Raw genomic sequence first — 16,209 nt, 5'->3', positions numbered from 1 at the left:
CAATAATTGGTTCCCCCAAGGGGGAGACCTTAGAGCAAAATTTTCTTCATATCTTCAAGAAGGTCTGCCAGGTAACGGATAAACTTTGCCGCCATGGCCCCATCTATCACTCTGTGATCATAAGATAGACTGAGTGGCAGCATCAGGCGGGGTTCGAAATCACTTCCATTCCACACAGGCTGCATGGTTGACCGTGACAGTCCTAAAATGGCTACTTCCGGCGGATTGATGATCGGTGTGAAAGAAGTTCCACCGATACCCCCCAGGTTTGAAATAGAGATGCCAGCCCCCTGGAGATCTGCAGGCTTCAACTGACCGTCACGGCCCCTGAGTGCCAGATCTTTAATCGCCAGGACAATTTCAGTCAGGTTCATTTTGTCTACATCATGAATGACCGGAACGAGAAGTCCCTGGGGGGTGTCTACGGCAATTCCAATATTGTAATAGTTCCGGATGAAGAGTTTTTCTCCTCCCGGGTCTAAAACAGAATTGAACCGTGGATACTCTTCAACTGCCTTGTAAAGTGCTTTGATTACAAAGGCAAGAACAGAGAATTTTACGCCCTGATCAGCTTTCTGATTCAATTCTTTACGCCAGGTTTCCAAGTAGGTGATATCGGCTTGTTCATACTGTGTCACATGTGGAATATTGACCCAGCTGGCATGGAGATGAGGACCCGAAATCTTTTGGATTCTTGTGAGTTCTTCTTCTCTTACCGAACCAAACTTGGAGGGATCAACATATGCGGCAGAAGGGAGTCCTGTCCCTGTTCCAGATCCACCTGTTTTAATCAGGTTTTTCACGTAGTTTTGGATATCTTCTTTGGTCACCCGGCCTTTGGGGGCGCTACCTTGAACAGAAGCCAGGCTGACTCCTAGTTCTCTGGCAAATCGGCGGATAGATGGAGAAGCATGAGGAACCTTTCCAAGGGGTGCTTCAACGGCGGCAACCGGTGGTGTTTCGTGAGATTTCTCTGGTTGAACCGGTGCTTTGGGCGGTTCCGGGACAGAGGGCTTCTGGGGTTCCGGCGTGGCTGGAGCTTCGGGCTTTTCGCTGGGCGGTGCAGGTGTTTCTTCTCCTGCGGTCTCTGCCATGGCAATGACATCGCCGGTTTTCAGCATGTCCCCTTCCTTGACTTTTATCTCTTTGATAACACCGGCAAAGGGAGAGGGAATCTCCATTACCGCCTTATCGCTTTCCATTGCCAGCAGGGGCTCTTCGGCTTCAACCTCCTGGCCAATTGTCATGAATACTTCCGCTACTGGAACCGGATCATCCGATCCCAGGTCGGGAATCTTAATTTCTCTTAAGTCTGCCATTGTTCTTCCTTAAACCGACATCGGGTTGGGTTTGTTTGCATCCAGGTCATATTTTTTAATGGCCTGGCTCAGTACTTCTGCTTTCAGGTCTCCCTGATCGACCAGCCCCTTCAGGGCATTCAGTACAATGTAGTATCTGTCTACTTCAAAAAAGCGTCTCAGCTGTTCTCTGGAATCACTTCGGCCATATCCGTCTGTACCCAGAATTATGGTCTGGTTGGGTATGAGCCGCCGGATCTGTTCGGGGTAGGCCCGGATATAGTCTGTACTTATGACAACAGGTCCGTCATGGCCTTTCAAGACTTTTGTTACATAGGGAATCTTTGCCTTCTTTTCAGGATGATTCATATTGTAACGTTCACAATCTGCCCCTTCCCTGTGAAGTTGGTTGATGCCGGGAATACTCCAAATGTCAGAATCGATTTTCCATTCCTCTTTGAGGATTTTGGCGGCAGCCATAACTTCCTGGAAGATGCTGCCTGATCCCATGAGTTGAACTTTTTTGGAATTCCCTTCTGCTTTCTTAAAAAGGTACATCCCTTTGCGTATGCCCTCTTCACTTCCTTCTGGAAGGGCAGGCTGAACATAGTTCTCATTCATCAGTGATATGTAGTAGAAAATACTTTCACCGTCCTGATACATCCTTTTCATTCCATCCTGGATGATCACGGCTAGTTCATATGAGAAGGATGGGTCATAGGACATACAACTTGGTATTGTTCCCGCCATAATATGGCTGTGGCCATCCTGGTGCTGCAGTCCCTCACCATTGAGGGTGGTCCGTCCCGAGGTTGCCCCCAGTAAGAATCCTTTGGCTCTGATATCTCCTGCCATCCAGGCCAAATCTCCGATCCTTTGAAATCCAAACATGGAATAGAATATATAGAAGGGAACCATATTGATGCCATAATGGGAGTAGGCTGTACCGGCGGCCAGCCAGGAGGAAAATGCCCCGGCTTCGTTGATGCCTTCTTCCAGTATCTGTCCTTTTTTATCTTCCTTGTACCACATCACAGAGTCTGAATCCTGTGGTTCATAGAGCTGTCCGTAAGGTGCATAGATGCCTAACTGGCGGAACATACCCTCCATACCGAAGGTCCTCGCTTCATCAGGAACAATGGGGACTATCTGTTTTCCAATCTCTTTATCCCTGGCCAGGGTGCTTAGGAGGCGGACAAAAGCCATGGTTGTGGACATTTCCTTGTCTCCCGATCCTTTCAAGATGGCCGCAAAATTGTCTAGTGGGATTGACTTTAGAGCTGTTGCTGTCTGGTTTCTGGAGGGTAAATAACCGCCAAGGCCTTCCCTGGTCTGTCGGATATACTTCATCTCCTTACTGTCTTCATCGGGTTTCAGATAAGGCAGATCATAGAGTTCCTCATCTTTGAGGGGAATCTTGAATCTGTCCCGAAAGACTTTCAATGATTCAAGGTCCATCTTTTTCTGGGAGTGGGAGGTATTGGCTGCTTCCCCTGCTCCTCCCATTCCAAATCCCTTGACTGTTTTAGCCAGAATCACCGTGGGCTGACCCTTGTGTTTGACCGCCGAAGCATAGGCTGCGTATATTTTTCTGGGGTCGTGTCCCCCTCGGCTCAGTTTGAAGATTTCTTCGTCTGTCATATCCTTGACCAGTTCAAGGGTCTCTGGGTATTTTCCGAAGAAATGCTCTCGTATATAGGCTCCATCGTGTGCCTTGAATGCCTGGTATTCTCCGTCGACACATTCATTCATGCGTTTTATGAGAAGCCCCGATTTATCTTTGCTCAGCAGGGCATCCCATTCGGTTCCCCATATGACTTTTATGACATTCCATCCGGCGCCCCGGAAGTTTCCTTCCAGTTCCTGGATGATCTTGCCATTACCCCGAACCGGTCCATCCAGTCTCTGCAGGTTACAGTTAATGACAAAGATGAGGTTGTCCAGTTTTTCACGGGCTGCCAGGCTGATGGCCCCCTGTGATTCGGGCTCGTCAGTCTCTCCATCTCCAAGGAAGGCCCATACTTTCCGATCTTCCGGATCTGCCAGACTTCTGGCTTCCATATATTTCATAAACCGCGCCTGATAAATGGCCTGAATGGGACCCAGACCCATGGAGACTGTGGGAAATTGCCAGAAATCGGGCATCAGCCAGGGGTGGGGATAGGATGAAAGTCCTTTTCCACCGGTTTCTTCTCTAAAGTGATCCAACTGTTCTTCGCTCAGGCGTCCTTCAACGAAGGCTCTGGCATAAAGACCTGGAGAGGAGTGTCCCTGGAAGAATATAAGGTCTTCTCTTCCTGGTGCGTTAGGTCCTTTGAAGAAAAAGTCAAATCCAACTTCATAGAGAGCTGCACTGGAGGCAAAACTGGCTATGTGACCTCCGAGGCCTGTATCTTTTCGATTTGCCTTGACCACCATGGCCATGGCGTTCCAGCGTATATATGACGCTACATCTCTAGCTACTAGAGTGTTTCCCGGCATCTTTTCAGATTCTTCCGGGGTCAATGTATTGATATAGGGTGTCGTGGCTCTATAGGGTACTTTTATCCCTCTTTTTCTTGCCTGATCGATGAGATTCTGAATCAGGTAGTGTGCTTTTTCAGTACCCTCAACTCCTATCACTCCTTCAAGTGCTTCCAACCATTCCCGGGTTTCTTCCGGGTCATTATCTAAGTATTCAGACATTATTCCCTCTTTCGATGTAATGTTGTTTTAGTTCTTGCTATCACAAATTTTTAAACTTGCTTTAATCCTTATACATTCTAATCCATTATTCAAATTTTGGATTATTTTTTGTAGAAGGCAAATTAAAGATAATGAATGTACTACTGAAAAACTAGTATATGTGTAGTTTTGTAGAGAAAATCAATTTTTTTCATCCTAAAAGGGTCGATCTCAAAGAATAATCCGGTGAGAAGTCTTTTTCTAAGAGGATCTGTGGGAAAGAGTTGGTTAATTGAATTAAAACCGTATATACGAATTGATTTCCAGATATAGGAATAATAAACTATTCTTGTGACGAAACGCAGCGTGGTGAGAGCCGTTGACATACTGACCCTCCTTTCTGAATCAAAGACAGGGCTTACTCTCAAAGAGATTGTGAATGAGACGGCTATTCCCAAGACTACAGCCTATGAAATTGTGCAGATGCTGTTGGAGAAATCGATGATCCAGTCTGTTGAAGGCCGTCAGATACGGTATCAGGTGGGGGTTCAGGCCTTTGTCATCGGCAACCGTTTTCTCCGGAATATGGATTTTGTTTCCAGGGCCCGCCCAATCATTGATGAGACGTCTACTCTTTTGAATATGACCGTTTTTCTGGCCTTACTCGATGGGAATCAGATCATTTATCTCTATAAAAAGGAACCCCAGAATGTCCCTATTCATACTGCCAGCATCGGGAACCGGGGGGATGTTTATTGTACCGCTTTAGGTAAGGCCATCCTGTCGCAATTGCCGGAAAATCAAATTTCTCCCCTCCTGGATTCTCTGGAATTCCGGCGGAGAACGAAGCGGACTATTATGAATAAAGAAGATTTGATCATTGATTTGGAGGCTATACGCCAGAGGGGATATTCTCTGGATGACAGAGAAGTTCTGGATTTTGTATTTTGTGTGGGAGCTCCTGTGTTTGATCATTCCGGTAGTGCCGTTGCCGGGATCAGTGCGGCCGGTCTCTATTCGGATCACAGAGATGTCAACAAAGAGGGGGAAATCCTAATGGATGCAGGTCTGCGGCTTTCAAGGCTGCTCGGATTTGACAAACCCGGTGATCATCCTGCAGGAGGTTGAAGGGCTCATTTTCAGTTTTGCTTAGGAGTCTTAAAATCATCAATACAAGTAATTAGTTAGCCGTATTAACGGCGGGGAGGATTTTATGGAAATGGATATCAGGTATGCGAATCATCCGGAGGATGCCAAAAAGTATACCACTGAGGAGCTGAGGAAGCACTACCTCATTGAGTCGCTTTTTGTAGCAGATGAAGTCCAGCTGACTTATTCCCATGTGGACAGAATTATTGTCGGAGGCATTATGCCTGCGAAAAAGAAATTGACCCTAGAAGCCGGCAAGGAAATGGGAGTGGACTTTTTTCTGGAACGTCGTGAAATGGGTGTCATTAACATTGGAGGTGAGGGCATTCTCATTTTAGATGGCACCGAACACAGTGTGGGCAGCCGGGAAGGTGCTTATGTGGGCATGGGAATCAAGGAAGTCTCTTTTAAAAGCAGTGATAAGAAGAACCCTGCTAAGTTTTATATCAATAGTACTCCTGCTCATCATAGCTATCCAACGGTACTCATTGATCTTGATAAAGCGAACAAAGTGGAGTTGGGAGACGATGCCAATCTGAATAAAAGAACAATCAATCAGTTTGTTCATCCTGCAGTTTGTCAGAGTTGTCAGCTTGTCATGGGAATGACCATCCTGGAACCGGGCAGTGTTTGGAATACCATGCCCTGTCATACGCATGAACGCCGTATGGAGGCCTATATGTATTTTGATATGAAAGAAGATACCAGGGTTTTTCATTTGATGGGACAGCCTTCTGAAACCCGGCATATTGTCATGGCCAACGAGCAGGCCGTCATCTCTCCCAGTTGGTCCATTCATTCTGGTGTCGGAACAAGCAACTATACCTTTATATGGGGTATGTGCGGCGAGAATATCACCTTTAACGACATGGATTTTGTGGATATGAAAGACCTTAAATAGTTCCTCCGGAGTTGCCCTGTTTCACTCATGGGGCAACTCTTCTATTCTTATTTATTCAAATCTCTTTTCTATTCGGCGTTGAATCTTCAATACATGTGAATTATTATTAAATAGCTGTGAGATAGAAATTCTGTTCTTGAAAGGATCGGTCCGTTGCTTAAGAAAAAAATATGTTTGCTGGGATCTTTCGGTGTCGGTAAGACCAGCCTGATAAGACAGTATGTTTCACATGTATACTCTGAAGAATATATCTCCACTATAGGGGTTCATATTAGTAAGAAGGAACTCATTTTGCCTTCCGGCACAGAGCTTTCTCTGCTCATCTGGGATTTGGAAGGTCAGGATGAGATTCATGATTTTTCAAAAAACTATCTGAAAGGCATGTCGGCCTATTTTCTTGTTGCGGATGGCACCAGGGCAGAAACACTAATGACAGCTCAAAATCTTTACCAATCACTGGCGGGAGAGTATTCAGATATTCCATCTATTCTAATCCTCAATAAAAATGATCTCAGCGAAAAATGGCAGTTGGATGAATCCCAGTATTCAGACTTCATTCAAGATGGAATTGAGGTTATTCAAACGAGTGCTAAGACAGGAGACGGTGTCGAGGCCGGGTTTCTCAGTCTTGCTGAAAAAGTCACTGGTTTATAAGACATATGAAATACTCTGATATACCCAAGGATCGTCTGGACGCTCTGTCTCCCGATGACAGACAGAATCTGAAGAAACTGTCCCGGAAGCTGGAACAGGCGGAGCTGGATGCTCAGGCCGTTGGTAAGATCCTTCCCGAAGCGGTTATGTTGGGTGAGAAGCCTCAAAACCGAGTCTCGAAGTCCATGGTAGAAGTCACTGAAAAAGCCATCACATTTTCCATTGCCAGAGACCCTGAAAAACTTTCGACAGCCCTATTTCCCATCATTGGAACGGCTATTAAAAAAGCCATAAACAGGATGATGAGTGAAATGATGACCGCATTGAATACCAGTATGGAGAATATGTTCTCCTACAATCGGATGGCATGGCGGATTGAATCGATCAAAACAGGCATTCCCTTCATGGAAATTGTTATGAAAAATTCCATGCTTTACAGGGTGGAGCATGTCCTTTTGATTCATCGTAAATCAAGCCTGCTCCTACATCATATTTCCATGGATGATTCCTTTCCCACAGATAGTGATATTGTGGCGTCCATGCTTCGGGCCGTGCAGGATTATATTAAGGATTCCCTCGCTCTGGAGGGGGATGAAACTGTTCATACCATCTCTACCGGGGAATATACAATTTTGATAGAAGACGGGCCTCAGGCCATCCTTGCTGCTGTTGTCAAGGGAGTGGTAGATGCCGATTTGCCTTCCAGAATGCTCGCGTCCCTAGAAGCCGTGCATGTGAAACTTGCGGCAGAGCTCGCATCCTTTGCAGGAGATACGGGCCCTTTCGAGGAGGAAGAAGCTTTGCTGCGTCCCTGTCTTGTGAACAGGATGGGACCGGAAAAGAAAAAACCAGTCTATGCCATCATCCTTCTCTCTTTCCTATTTATAGTATTTTCAATCCTTGGTGTTTTTATGTTTCAGTCTGCCAGGATTCATCGAGGGTTCATCGCTGAGCTAAATAGAGAGCCGGGGATTCTTGTTGCCTCAGAGATGAAAAAGTTTAGAGGATACGAACTCCGAGTCCTACAGGACTCAAGGTCTCGGTCTATAGATCGTATTGCCCAGTCTCAAGGGGTCAATTTAAACCGTTATGATCTGATTCTGGAAGAATTCATCTCTCCTTTTTATGGCGCAATCAATAGGGGTGCCGGTACAGGGATTCCTGAGGAAATGATGGACCTCTCCCGGGAGCTGCAGGGGTATATTCTGTTCTTTGAGCAGGATTCCGGGACTTTCCGCAATGATCAGCAGGCTCTTTTAAGCAGTGTTGTTCAGCTGATCAAACAGATTTTCACACTCTCTAAAGATCATGGAGTTGAGGTGCGCATCGAAATCGTTGGCCATAGCGCCGGCTCCGTTCAGGATGCGGATAGTATTCAGGTCAGTCAGGAGCGGGCCGGTATGGTTTATTCTCTTTTGGAAGAGAACCTTTCCGATTTTAAGGAACAACTCCTGCCTATGGGGGTCGGGATCGGGTCTCCTGTTGTGGAAGAAGAAAAAAATGAAGAAGACCGCTTAAAAAACAGAAGTGTCACATTCAATGTAATTTTTGAATGAATGCCTGAGCAGTCTTTTCACTCTCCCTCAATGGGATTCCAAAACTTCCCGACAAGGTTCGGCTCAGGTACTTGAGCATTTTGAGCCTTAGATTTTCTTCAGGTAAAAAATAGTAAACATACTGGTTCTCGAGGGGATCAAACACAGAAGACATTTCCTGACAGATCTCGGGTTTGGAAGACAGCGAGAGTTTGTATCGATTAAAGGAGTAGTGTTCCGCCTCTGACAACCAGGCCTCCTTTGGTTGAAATACAGGTTCTTTTGTATTCTTCTTGAGCTGCATTAGTACCCATCTGGTTTGAGATTCCATTTGAATTCCAAGGTTCCTGTAGTGCAGCTGTGTTTTGCCAGTCAGTTGAGCCGCTGTTATCAGAATAAGATCATCCTTTCCATAGCTGGACCAGTTTAGAATCACACCTCCTTTCTGTGGGGGCGATGAGGGGCGCATAGGACCGAACAGGGGAATGCCGAAGCCGTTCCTGATAAATGAGGCTCCCAATGTACTGATGTTTCGTTTCCGTATGGTGCCCGTTTCTCTCTTGGGAGGTATGAGAGAGATCAGATACGCCACAAGTTCTGCTGTTTGATTTTTCGTTTCTGGTGGGAATACCCCTGCATCATAGAGCAGGGCATAGGCTTTTATGAGCGAAATCACAGCCTTTATCCCTTCGTAATCCGGATACTTCAGCGCCTGGGTATGTTTGATTCTTGCATCTTCTATCGTCTGTGAGTCTTCGGGTGAGGCAAGAGACATGATGAGGCTGTATGAATTGATTCTGGATAGGATTTTTTCTTCCAGGTTCATGAGCCGGTTAGTATCCATTAGGAACCAAAATCAGGAAGCAGAAACTCAAGTTCTTCCATGGAATCATTCTGTAAATTGACAATATCATCGAGTACCAGCTTGAAAGTCTTGACCAACGAGGGATCAAAATGACTGCCGGAGCCTTTTTCAATGATACTCAGGGCGTATTCCACAGAAAAGGCTTTTTTATATGGTCTGGCAGAGATGAGTGCATCGAAGACGTCAACAATGGCGCAAATTCTTCCGATCAAAGGTATCTGCTCCCCCGAAAGTCCGGCCGGGTATCCAGATCCGTCCCACTTTTCATGGTGATAGAGGGCCACATCCCTGGCAGATGAGAATAGAAGATGGTCACTATTGGAAAGTAAGGAAGCGCCGATTGTGGTGTGCTGTCTCATTAGATCCCATTCCTGGGAATTCAGTGGCCCCGGTTTGAGGAGAATTGAATCGGGGATACCTATCTTGCCAAGGTCATGGAGCAGGCTGGAGTAAAAGAGGGATTCACAATCCTTGCTCGTTAATCCATATTTCTTGCCCAAAAGGACGCTGGACCGGCCAATCCTGAAAATATGTCCACCTGTTTCCATGTCTCTAAATTCTGCAGCCTGGGCCAGAGTGGTGATAATGGTAAACCTGGAATCGTTTAACTCTTTTGTCCGCCTTCTTACTTCTGTTTCCAGGTGGTGATTCTGTGACCTTATGGTATTCATCAGCGTATCCAGTTTGCTGTATGCCCTGTTGAGCTCCTCATTTTTTAGTTCTAGCTGCCGCTTTAAGAGGGATGTTTCATTTTTTTTCTGTGTGATGCTCTGATGTTTTACCGAGTCTTCCGTAATATCTTCAATGGCTATGACAGCATGCCGGGAAGCTTCACCAGGAGTAATGTTCAGGTGGATGAAATTCTTTTGCCGCTTGATGTAACGGAGATGAAAAGTACCTGAACCGCTAGATACGATGTTTCTCAACTCATCTTCAACGCCGATGGTTTCAGGAAATATGTCCTCTATGGATACTGGTCCTGAGGGCATATCCTGCTCCAATAGATTCCAAAAATCCCTGTTTTCAGGTTGGATCATCAGGGATGAATCCAGCTTTTCCCAGTAAATGTTCAAATGCTTGAGAATATTAATCATACTGGATTTTATATCGTCAAAGAGTAGAGGTCAATCTGAAGGCTCACAGAAGGGCCGGATGAAAAAGAAGATGATCCTCTGTAAAAGATTTTAATTGGTTAAAAATGGATATATTTGCCCGATATAGGGCAAATAACTGCTCTATAGGCGAAAATATATTGGAAAATGACGTAAAGAATAGTATAAAAGAGATCTGCATGGCGAAAATCAATCTGGATGATCAATTTAGAAATCACCTCTTGTCTAGTTATCCTGTCAGTGCCGACCTGCTGGATCATCTCCTGGAAGACCTGGGAGATTATTTTTCCCTCAAAGTTCATGATTTTATTGGCATGAGACACCGGGAACTTCAGAAAGAAGGTTTCAGTAATAGTGAAATTTACAGTCTGATACAGGATGAAGTGAAGCATCGACGTTTTGCTTCTTCCGAGTTGTCCATCAGGCAGATCAGAAGAATCATTTATGGCTGACCCTTCGACACTGCCTTGGGGGGAAGGGCTGTGTCGAGAAGAGTCTCGTCATCTCGTACGTATCAATACTTGAAATTGGAGAAATATTATGTGTGGAATCGTTGGATATCTGGGAAGCCGGGAAGCCGTTCCTGTATTGCTCAAGGGGCTGAAACAACTCGAATACAGGGGGTATGACTCTTCGGGAATCGGGGTTGTCCATAGAAAAAAAATAAAAGTAATCAAGGAAGAGGGCAAACTGGCTCGTCTGGAAGCCAAAATCACCGAAAAGATATCCTCTACAGTCGGAATAGGGCATACCCGCTGGGCCACCCATGGTGGGGTGACTACGGCGAATGCCCATCCTCACAGCGGACCTCTGGGACTCGTCGCTGTTGTGCATAACGGCATCATAGACAACTTTGCCCTCCTGAAAAAAGAACTGGAAGCTAAGGGAAATGTCTTTATGAGTGAGACAGACTCGGAAGTTGTCGCCCACCTGGTCGAATCCTACCTGGATCATGGTCCCGAAAAAGCCGTCTCCATGGCCCTGGACCGTTTGGATGGGACCTATGGGATGCTGATTTTATTCAAGAGCTTTCCGGATATGATCATCGGAGCGCGAAACGGTAGTCCCCTCGTGGTGGGTGTTGGCCAGGATGAAATGTTTCTGGCTTCCGATGCCATGGCCTTTGCCGGGTATACCCAGAATGCCATCTTCATAGAAGACGGTGAGATGGTGGTACTCAATACGAATGAATACCGGGTTGTCAACCGCCAGAATATTCAGATCAACAAGAGCGTGGAAGAGCTGGACCTGGATACCGGCAGTCACGACAAACGGGGATACTCCCACTTCCTTTTGAAGGAAATCTTTGAGCAGCCCGAATCCGTTTTTCGTGCCATGGGGCAGGGAGGGCGTTTGCTCACAGAGTATGGGACTTCCTTACTGGGAGGTCTCAATATGAATAAGCGGGATTTTTACGATATCCACAAAATCCATATTCTTGCCATGGGAACGGCTCAATATGCCGGTGAGATCGGTAAGTATATCATTGAAGACATAGCCCGTATTCCCGTGGAAGTTTCCGATGCCTCCGAGCTCTGCGGTATTAACCCCATCGTGGATAAGCATACTGTTTTTGTGGCTATCAGCCAGTCCGGAGAGACTCGTGATACCATCGCAGCTGTGCAGGAAATAAAACAGAAGGGAGGCCGTGTCCTGGGCATTCTCAATGCCGTAGGATCTACGTTGGCCCGTTTGACAGATGGTGGAGCCTACATTCATGCCGGATCGGAGATTTCCGTAGCCAGCACAAAGGCTTTTACCAGCCAGGTCACAGTCCTGGCCCTTTTGGCTCTGATGATTGGGAGAACCAGAGACATTTCATTGCACCGAGGAAAGGAACTGGTGAGCGAGCTGTTGGCTCTGCCCGATAAGATTAGAACTATCCTGGAGAAGGCTGAAGACATAATATCCATGGCGGATGAACTCAAAAATCACCATTCAGTGTTGTATATGGGACGGGGAATCAATTTTCCCGTGGCCATGGAAGCCGCCCTCAAGCTCAAAGAGGTGAGCTATATCCACGCCGAAGCCTATAGTGCGGGCTCCCTCAAACATGGGCCCCTGGCTCTGATCAGTGAGGAAATCCCTTCGGTTTTCATTTGTACTAAAGGGGATTATCAGGAAAAAACCATCAGCAATATTCAGGAAGTTAGAGCTCGTAATGGGAGAGTCTTGGTTATTTCCAACTATGAAGACGACGGCCTGCGAAAGGTAGCGGATAAGCTATTTGTGGTTCCTGACTCAGATCCGTTGTTATCTCCCCTGCTGACCATTATTCCCTGCCAGCTTCTGGGTTATTACACGGCTCTGGCACTGGGACGGGATATTGACCAACCGCGGAATCTGGCTAAGTCGGTCACGACGGACTAGTTTTATCATAAACCAGAATTGGAAGGATATCGTTATGAAATTCGATATCCTTCCAATGATTGAGCCGGGTAAAGGAGCAGTCCTTTACTCTTTTTCTGTATCCTCTTCTAAATCGACAGTCCCCTCAGAATGAGATTGAGGCTCTTCTTCATTCAAACTCTCATCCATTTGATCTTCCAGGTGATATTGGGCTGCTTCATTGCGCACATTATTAATACTGGATCTGTTTTTTTCTGCAATATCAGTGACGTTTAGGACAGAGCTGTTGATTTCATTCATACCGTTTCCGATCTCCCTAATAGCCATGGAAACTTCACTGGATATCTGCTTCAAGGCTTCTACAGCCTTCAGTATTTCCTTATTGCCTGCCATCATATCTCTGGATCCTAAAGAAACTTCCTGGCCCGAATTCTTAAGATCTTCAAGGGTCTGAAGGACCTGCGTACTTCCGGCAACCTGTTCCTGCATGGAAGACTTTATCTCTACAGTAATCTCTCCCATTTTTTTCATATTTTCCATTATTTCTTCAAAGGAATGGTTGGACGTGTTTGAATCGTTGACAACATTCTGAATGCTTTCGGAAATATTGGATATCGTCTGTTTTACCTGAGCAGATTGCAGGGTTGATTGCTCAGCCAGTTTCCGGATTTCATCAGCAACAACAGCAAAACCACGACCTGCATCTCCTGCATGGGCGGCTTCAATGGAGGCATTCATTGAAAGAAGGTTCGTCTGGGCAGCAATCCCAGCAATGAGGTCATTGGCTTTTTTTAGGTCCTTTGACTGTTCTTCAATATCCTTGACCTGGTTGGAGACATTCTGGAGGTTATTCCGCCCCTTGCTTGAGGATGTGTTGAGAACAGACATAAGCTGTTCGGCCTCTTCGGTAGACTTGGATACAGTTTTTATCTGGGCGATCATCTCTTCAATCGCTGTAGATCCTTGTTGGATTGTTTGCTCCTGATGTTCAATATTGCGGTCAAGGCATTCAATATTCTGAGTCGTCTTCTCTGTAATTGCGACCGTGGTAGAGACGCTGTCCTCCTGCTTTTTTATCTGTACCAGAGAGTTTTCTACATTACTCTTGATCTGATGGACAGCTGCTGCGGCCTCCTCCATATTTGACGAAAGATCTATTCCCACCTCATCTAGGTCCTGCAAACTCCCTCTAAGGTTCAAGAAGAAGTTGCTTAGTGTGTCCAGGAAGTTGTTAAAATAACGGGTCATCCCGGCAACCTCATCCCTTCCTTTTACTGATCCTCTTTTTACCAGATTTCCTTTGGATGCCTGAGACATAATCTGTTCGATATGATTGAGCTTTCGAATGAGTCTAATTTTCACATAAAAGAATAGAATGGCACTGGTTCCTATGATCAGGATAACACTAATACCCCCTAAAAGAAGGCGGAGAATTAAGATGCTTTGAAATGCCTCGGAATCCTCAATCGCCAAAGCAAAAACCCATCCAGTCTTAGGCATCCGGCTAAATATCCCCTGTTTCTGTGCACCATTTAGTGAATAAGAGTCGTATATGAGTTCATCACCTGAGTCTATTACCGTCTGAAATACAGGATCCAAATCCTGAGCTTGAGTCTCAACAAAGGCTACATCGGGGTGTATCATGATCATCCCCTGTTTATCCATGACATAGGGATATCCCGTTTTACCAAGGGTCTTTTTGAGAATCATTTCATCTCCAAATTTTGTTAGATTAAGAGACGCTCCCAAAAGACCTATTCTCTGGCTCCCAACAAAAATTGGCACGGCATGGACTATTGCCAGATTCCCCGTTGCTTTGGACTTGAGGGCCTTATTGGTCGTATAGTTATTCATGCCGGCTAATATGGTGGCCTGGAAATACTCACGATCTGTAATATCGGCTCCTAAGATTGATGAGTCGGAAGAATATTCAATATTTCCCATATCACTGGATATAAATAAGGTTTCATAGAACCGGTTGCTCGACTTGATATTGGCAAGCAGTTCATCAATTGATTTCTTCATTTCTTCCGAAGACAATGAGTTAGACAGAATTGGGCCTATTGAAGTAGCATATGCCTCTAATTGCTTCTCATTTGCTTTTAGTTCCATATCCAAAAGATCTTTAAGTGATTTTGTAATATTTATAAAATTTTCTTTTTGTATTGATCTGATCTCTTCTTCCATATGGTTGGATACAACAAACGACTGAAGACCAAAGGCTGTGGATAAAATAATGATAAAAAGGGCAATCAACGGCGTGGCAAAAGAGATCTTTCTCGGGTTCTTCTTCGATTTGGGTTTCATGACATTCTCCGTGTTTTTAAATATATTGTTAAATAAATATCATATTAAAAAATATAATACAATGAACATGTAAACCATTTTAAAGAAGCTAATGTGTTGTGTGGAAAAGCTTTTTATCCATAGATGGTTCGAATTTCTTTGCTATTGATCTCCTGCCTATTTTACTTATTCGTTGTGGTTCATCTATTATGAATCTGTGGGAGATTCAATCTCGCAAAGGACCCACTTTTACAGTGTGAGGAATGGATCGGAATTGGATGGTCCGTCGTTTATTTCGTACATATATCCACTTTTAGAACCAGCTGATAGGACGATTATGGATAAGTTCTACCATAGGCCAGATGAAGAAAATGAAATAGGATTTTACGTCTTTCATCCGGCACCGGGAGGCTGTGGCGGGGACATTCTAGATTAGATCCTGGAATGCATGGAAAGCAACTTGAGTTTGTTTTGTTATTTTTCCACTAGAAGAAAAGTGTCTTTATTGAAGTTGATAGTCACATTAGTATCAAGAATTTCTAATACTCCTTCCTCTACATTCATATAGTCTCCATAATCACCTCCCTCAAATTCAGCTGTATTATCCATATCGATGATTGCTGTAAAATTGTAGGAATTCTCCCCAGGAACTGTACCAAAGGAGTAATAGGCTTTACCGTCGGACATATAGGTCTTATAGCTGAGTTCAGACTCTTCATCAAAAATTATCACATCTTTGCCATCTACATCATCGCCACTATGAATAACAGCTCCTGACACACAGAAAGTTTCACTACTATCATTGCCTATAAAGGTAAAATCAGATTCTACAAAATCGATATCCGGATCAACACCCACTTCATAAGCCAATGATACAGCAAGCATATCACCAGGGACAGGTTCATCAAAACTGCTGCTTTCATCCATATCAATGACGGCATAAATATCATAGATGCCTTCTTCTGCATTGGGTAGATCGTAGGAGGCAGTATTTTCTGTAATGACCAATTCAACCATTGCTATGGGGGCCATCACTGTTGTATCCGCACCCTCTTCAAAGACTCCTACTATCACGGTTTTTCCTTCTACCCCCGGAATAGAGATGGTTCCTCCGGCATGAAGATCTCCACCCGCTGTTGTTGCATCATCGCAGGATATCAAAGCAAGACCAAGAATCAGAATTAGAAACAGTGTTTTTTTCATCAACAATCTCCTAAAATGGCTATTTTTTTCTTTAAAAACAAACGGACGATATCTTATAATAAGATGGTAACACAAAGACGTCAATGATAATAGTAAATGAAAGTAATTTATAGTTGGTTCTGTATACCTTTATGGTCCATCAAATTACGGCAAGAGTAGATCTCTCAATTTTAGATCTTTTGTTTGAATGTCC

The 16,209-nt window shown here is 44.8% G+C and carries 12 protein-coding genes; 6 read left to right on the top strand and 6 right to left on the bottom strand.

All coding sequences use genetic code 11. The features are described 5' to 3' along the window. Positions 1 to 29: 29 nt before the first annotated feature. Positions 30 to 1,319 carry a 2-oxo acid dehydrogenase subunit E2 gene (locus EXM22_RS11035; protein ID WP_149486575.1) on the bottom strand — a complete coding sequence of 430 codons (1,290 nt, stop codon included), beginning with the start codon at positions 1,317 to 1,319 and terminating at the stop codon, positions 30 to 32. Positions 1,320 to 1,328: 9 nt separating this feature from the next. Beyond that, complete coding sequence (gene aceE, locus EXM22_RS11030) at positions 1,329 to 3,983, bottom strand: pyruvate dehydrogenase (acetyl-transferring), homodimeric type (RefSeq protein WP_149486574.1); 2,655 nt, start codon at positions 3,981 to 3,983, stop codon at positions 1,329 to 1,331. A 330-nt stretch (positions 3,984 to 4,313) separates the two neighbouring features. Here aceE and EXM22_RS11025 point away from each other — a divergent pair, with 330 nt between their 5' ends. The 4 genes from EXM22_RS11025 (at position 4,314) to EXM22_RS11010 (ending at position 8,222) form a co-directional block, all read left to right on the top strand. Further along, positions 4,314 to 5,090 (top strand): IclR family transcriptional regulator, encoded by a 777-nt coding sequence (locus EXM22_RS11025; protein WP_149486573.1) that lies wholly within the window; start codon positions 4,314 to 4,316, stop codon positions 5,088 to 5,090. Positions 5,091 to 5,175: 85 nt separating this feature from the next. Then, the gene (kduI, locus tag EXM22_RS11020; RefSeq protein ID WP_149486572.1) at positions 5,176 to 6,012 is read left to right on the top strand and encodes a 5-dehydro-4-deoxy-D-glucuronate isomerase; all 837 of its coding nucleotides are present in this window, start codon (positions 5,176 to 5,178) and stop codon (positions 6,010 to 6,012) included. A gap of 153 nt (positions 6,013 to 6,165) precedes the next feature. Then, the gene (locus tag EXM22_RS11015; protein ID WP_168203467.1) at positions 6,166 to 6,666 is read left to right on the top strand and encodes a Rab family GTPase; all 501 of its coding nucleotides are present in this window, start codon (positions 6,166 to 6,168) and stop codon (positions 6,664 to 6,666) included. 5 nt (positions 6,667 to 6,671) lie between these two features. Continuing rightward, complete coding sequence (locus EXM22_RS11010; RefSeq protein WP_149486570.1) at positions 6,672 to 8,222, top strand: OmpA family protein; 1,551 nt, start codon at positions 6,672 to 6,674, stop codon at positions 8,220 to 8,222. On the opposite strand, the gene EXM22_RS11005 is transcribed toward EXM22_RS11010, so the two are convergent. Further along, the gene (locus EXM22_RS11005; RefSeq protein ID WP_149486569.1) at positions 8,203 to 9,045 is read right to left on the bottom strand and encodes a hypothetical protein; all 843 of its coding nucleotides are present in this window, start codon (positions 9,043 to 9,045) and stop codon (positions 8,203 to 8,205) included. The two genes, EXM22_RS11010 and EXM22_RS11005, sit on opposite strands and share 20 nt — an antisense overlap. Beyond that, complete coding sequence (locus EXM22_RS11000) at positions 9,045 to 10,160, bottom strand: HD-GYP domain-containing protein (protein ID WP_149486568.1); 1,116 nt, start codon at positions 10,158 to 10,160, stop codon at positions 9,045 to 9,047. The genes EXM22_RS11005 and EXM22_RS11000 overlap by 1 nt, the downstream gene beginning before the upstream one ends. A 197-nt stretch (positions 10,161 to 10,357) precedes the next feature. On the opposite strand from EXM22_RS11000, the gene EXM22_RS10995 reads away from it, so the two are divergent. Both EXM22_RS10995 and glmS read left to right on the top strand, forming a co-directional pair. Beyond that, positions 10,358 to 10,630 (top strand): hypothetical protein, encoded by a 273-nt coding sequence (locus tag EXM22_RS10995; protein WP_149486567.1) that lies wholly within the window; start codon positions 10,358 to 10,360, stop codon positions 10,628 to 10,630. Positions 10,631 to 10,718: 88 nt separating this feature from the next. Continuing rightward, on the top strand, positions 10,719 to 12,548 hold the full coding sequence (gene glmS / locus EXM22_RS10990; RefSeq protein ID WP_149486566.1) for a glutamine--fructose-6-phosphate transaminase (isomerizing): 1,830 nt from the start codon (positions 10,719 to 10,721) through the stop codon (positions 12,546 to 12,548). Between the two features lie 84 nt (positions 12,549 to 12,632). Here the strand turns inward: glmS and EXM22_RS10985 are convergent, their stop codons facing one another. Together EXM22_RS10985 and EXM22_RS10980 are read right to left on the bottom strand one after the other, a co-directional pair. Continuing rightward, positions 12,633 to 14,834: a methyl-accepting chemotaxis protein gene (locus EXM22_RS10985; protein ID WP_149486565.1), complete on the bottom strand. Its 2,202-nt coding sequence runs from the start codon at positions 14,832 to 14,834 to the stop codon at positions 12,633 to 12,635. 453 nt (positions 14,835 to 15,287) lie between these two features. Then, positions 15,288 to 16,016, bottom strand: a complete 729-nt coding sequence (locus tag EXM22_RS10980) for a hypothetical protein (protein WP_149486564.1) — start codon at positions 16,014 to 16,016, stop codon at positions 15,288 to 15,290. Between the last annotated feature and the right edge of the window lie 193 nt (positions 16,017 to 16,209).

It is taken from the genome of Oceanispirochaeta crateris, from assembly GCF_008329965.1.
Lineage (GTDB): Bacteria > Spirochaetota > Spirochaetia > DSM-2461 > DSM-2461 > Oceanispirochaeta > Oceanispirochaeta crateris.
This window is presented reverse-complemented; position numbering and strand designations above follow the sequence as displayed.

Bases quoted from the DNA above. Each gene is read 5' to 3' on its own strand.
- EXM22_RS11035 (WP_149486575.1), bottom strand. From the start codon at position 1,319: ATGGCAGACTTAAGAGAAATTAAGATTCCCGACCTGGGATCGGATGAT.
- aceE (WP_149486574.1), bottom strand. From the start codon at position 3,983: ATGTCTGAATACTTAGATAATGACCCGGAAGAAACCCGGGAATGGTTG.
- kduI (WP_149486572.1), top strand. From the start codon at position 5,176: ATGGAAATGGATATCAGGTATGCGAATCATCCGGAGGATGCCAAAAAG.
- EXM22_RS11010 (WP_149486570.1), top strand. From the start codon at position 6,672: ATGAAATACTCTGATATACCCAAGGATCGTCTGGACGCTCTGTCTCCC.
- EXM22_RS11005 (WP_149486569.1), bottom strand. From the start codon at position 9,045: ATGGATACTAACCGGCTCATGAACCTGGAAGAAAAAATCCTATCCAGA.
- EXM22_RS11000 (WP_149486568.1), bottom strand. From the start codon at position 10,160: ATGATTAATATTCTCAAGCATTTGAACATTTACTGGGAAAAGCTGGAT.
- EXM22_RS10995 (WP_149486567.1), top strand. From the start codon at position 10,358: ATGGCGAAAATCAATCTGGATGATCAATTTAGAAATCACCTCTTGTCT.
- glmS (WP_149486566.1), top strand. From the start codon at position 10,719: ATGTGTGGAATCGTTGGATATCTGGGAAGCCGGGAAGCCGTTCCTGTA.
- EXM22_RS10985 (WP_149486565.1), bottom strand. From the start codon at position 14,834: ATGAAACCCAAATCGAAGAAGAACCCGAGAAAGATCTCTTTTGCCACG.
- EXM22_RS10980 (WP_149486564.1), bottom strand. From the start codon at position 16,016: ATGAAAAAAACACTGTTTCTAATTCTGATTCTTGGTCTTGCTTTGATA.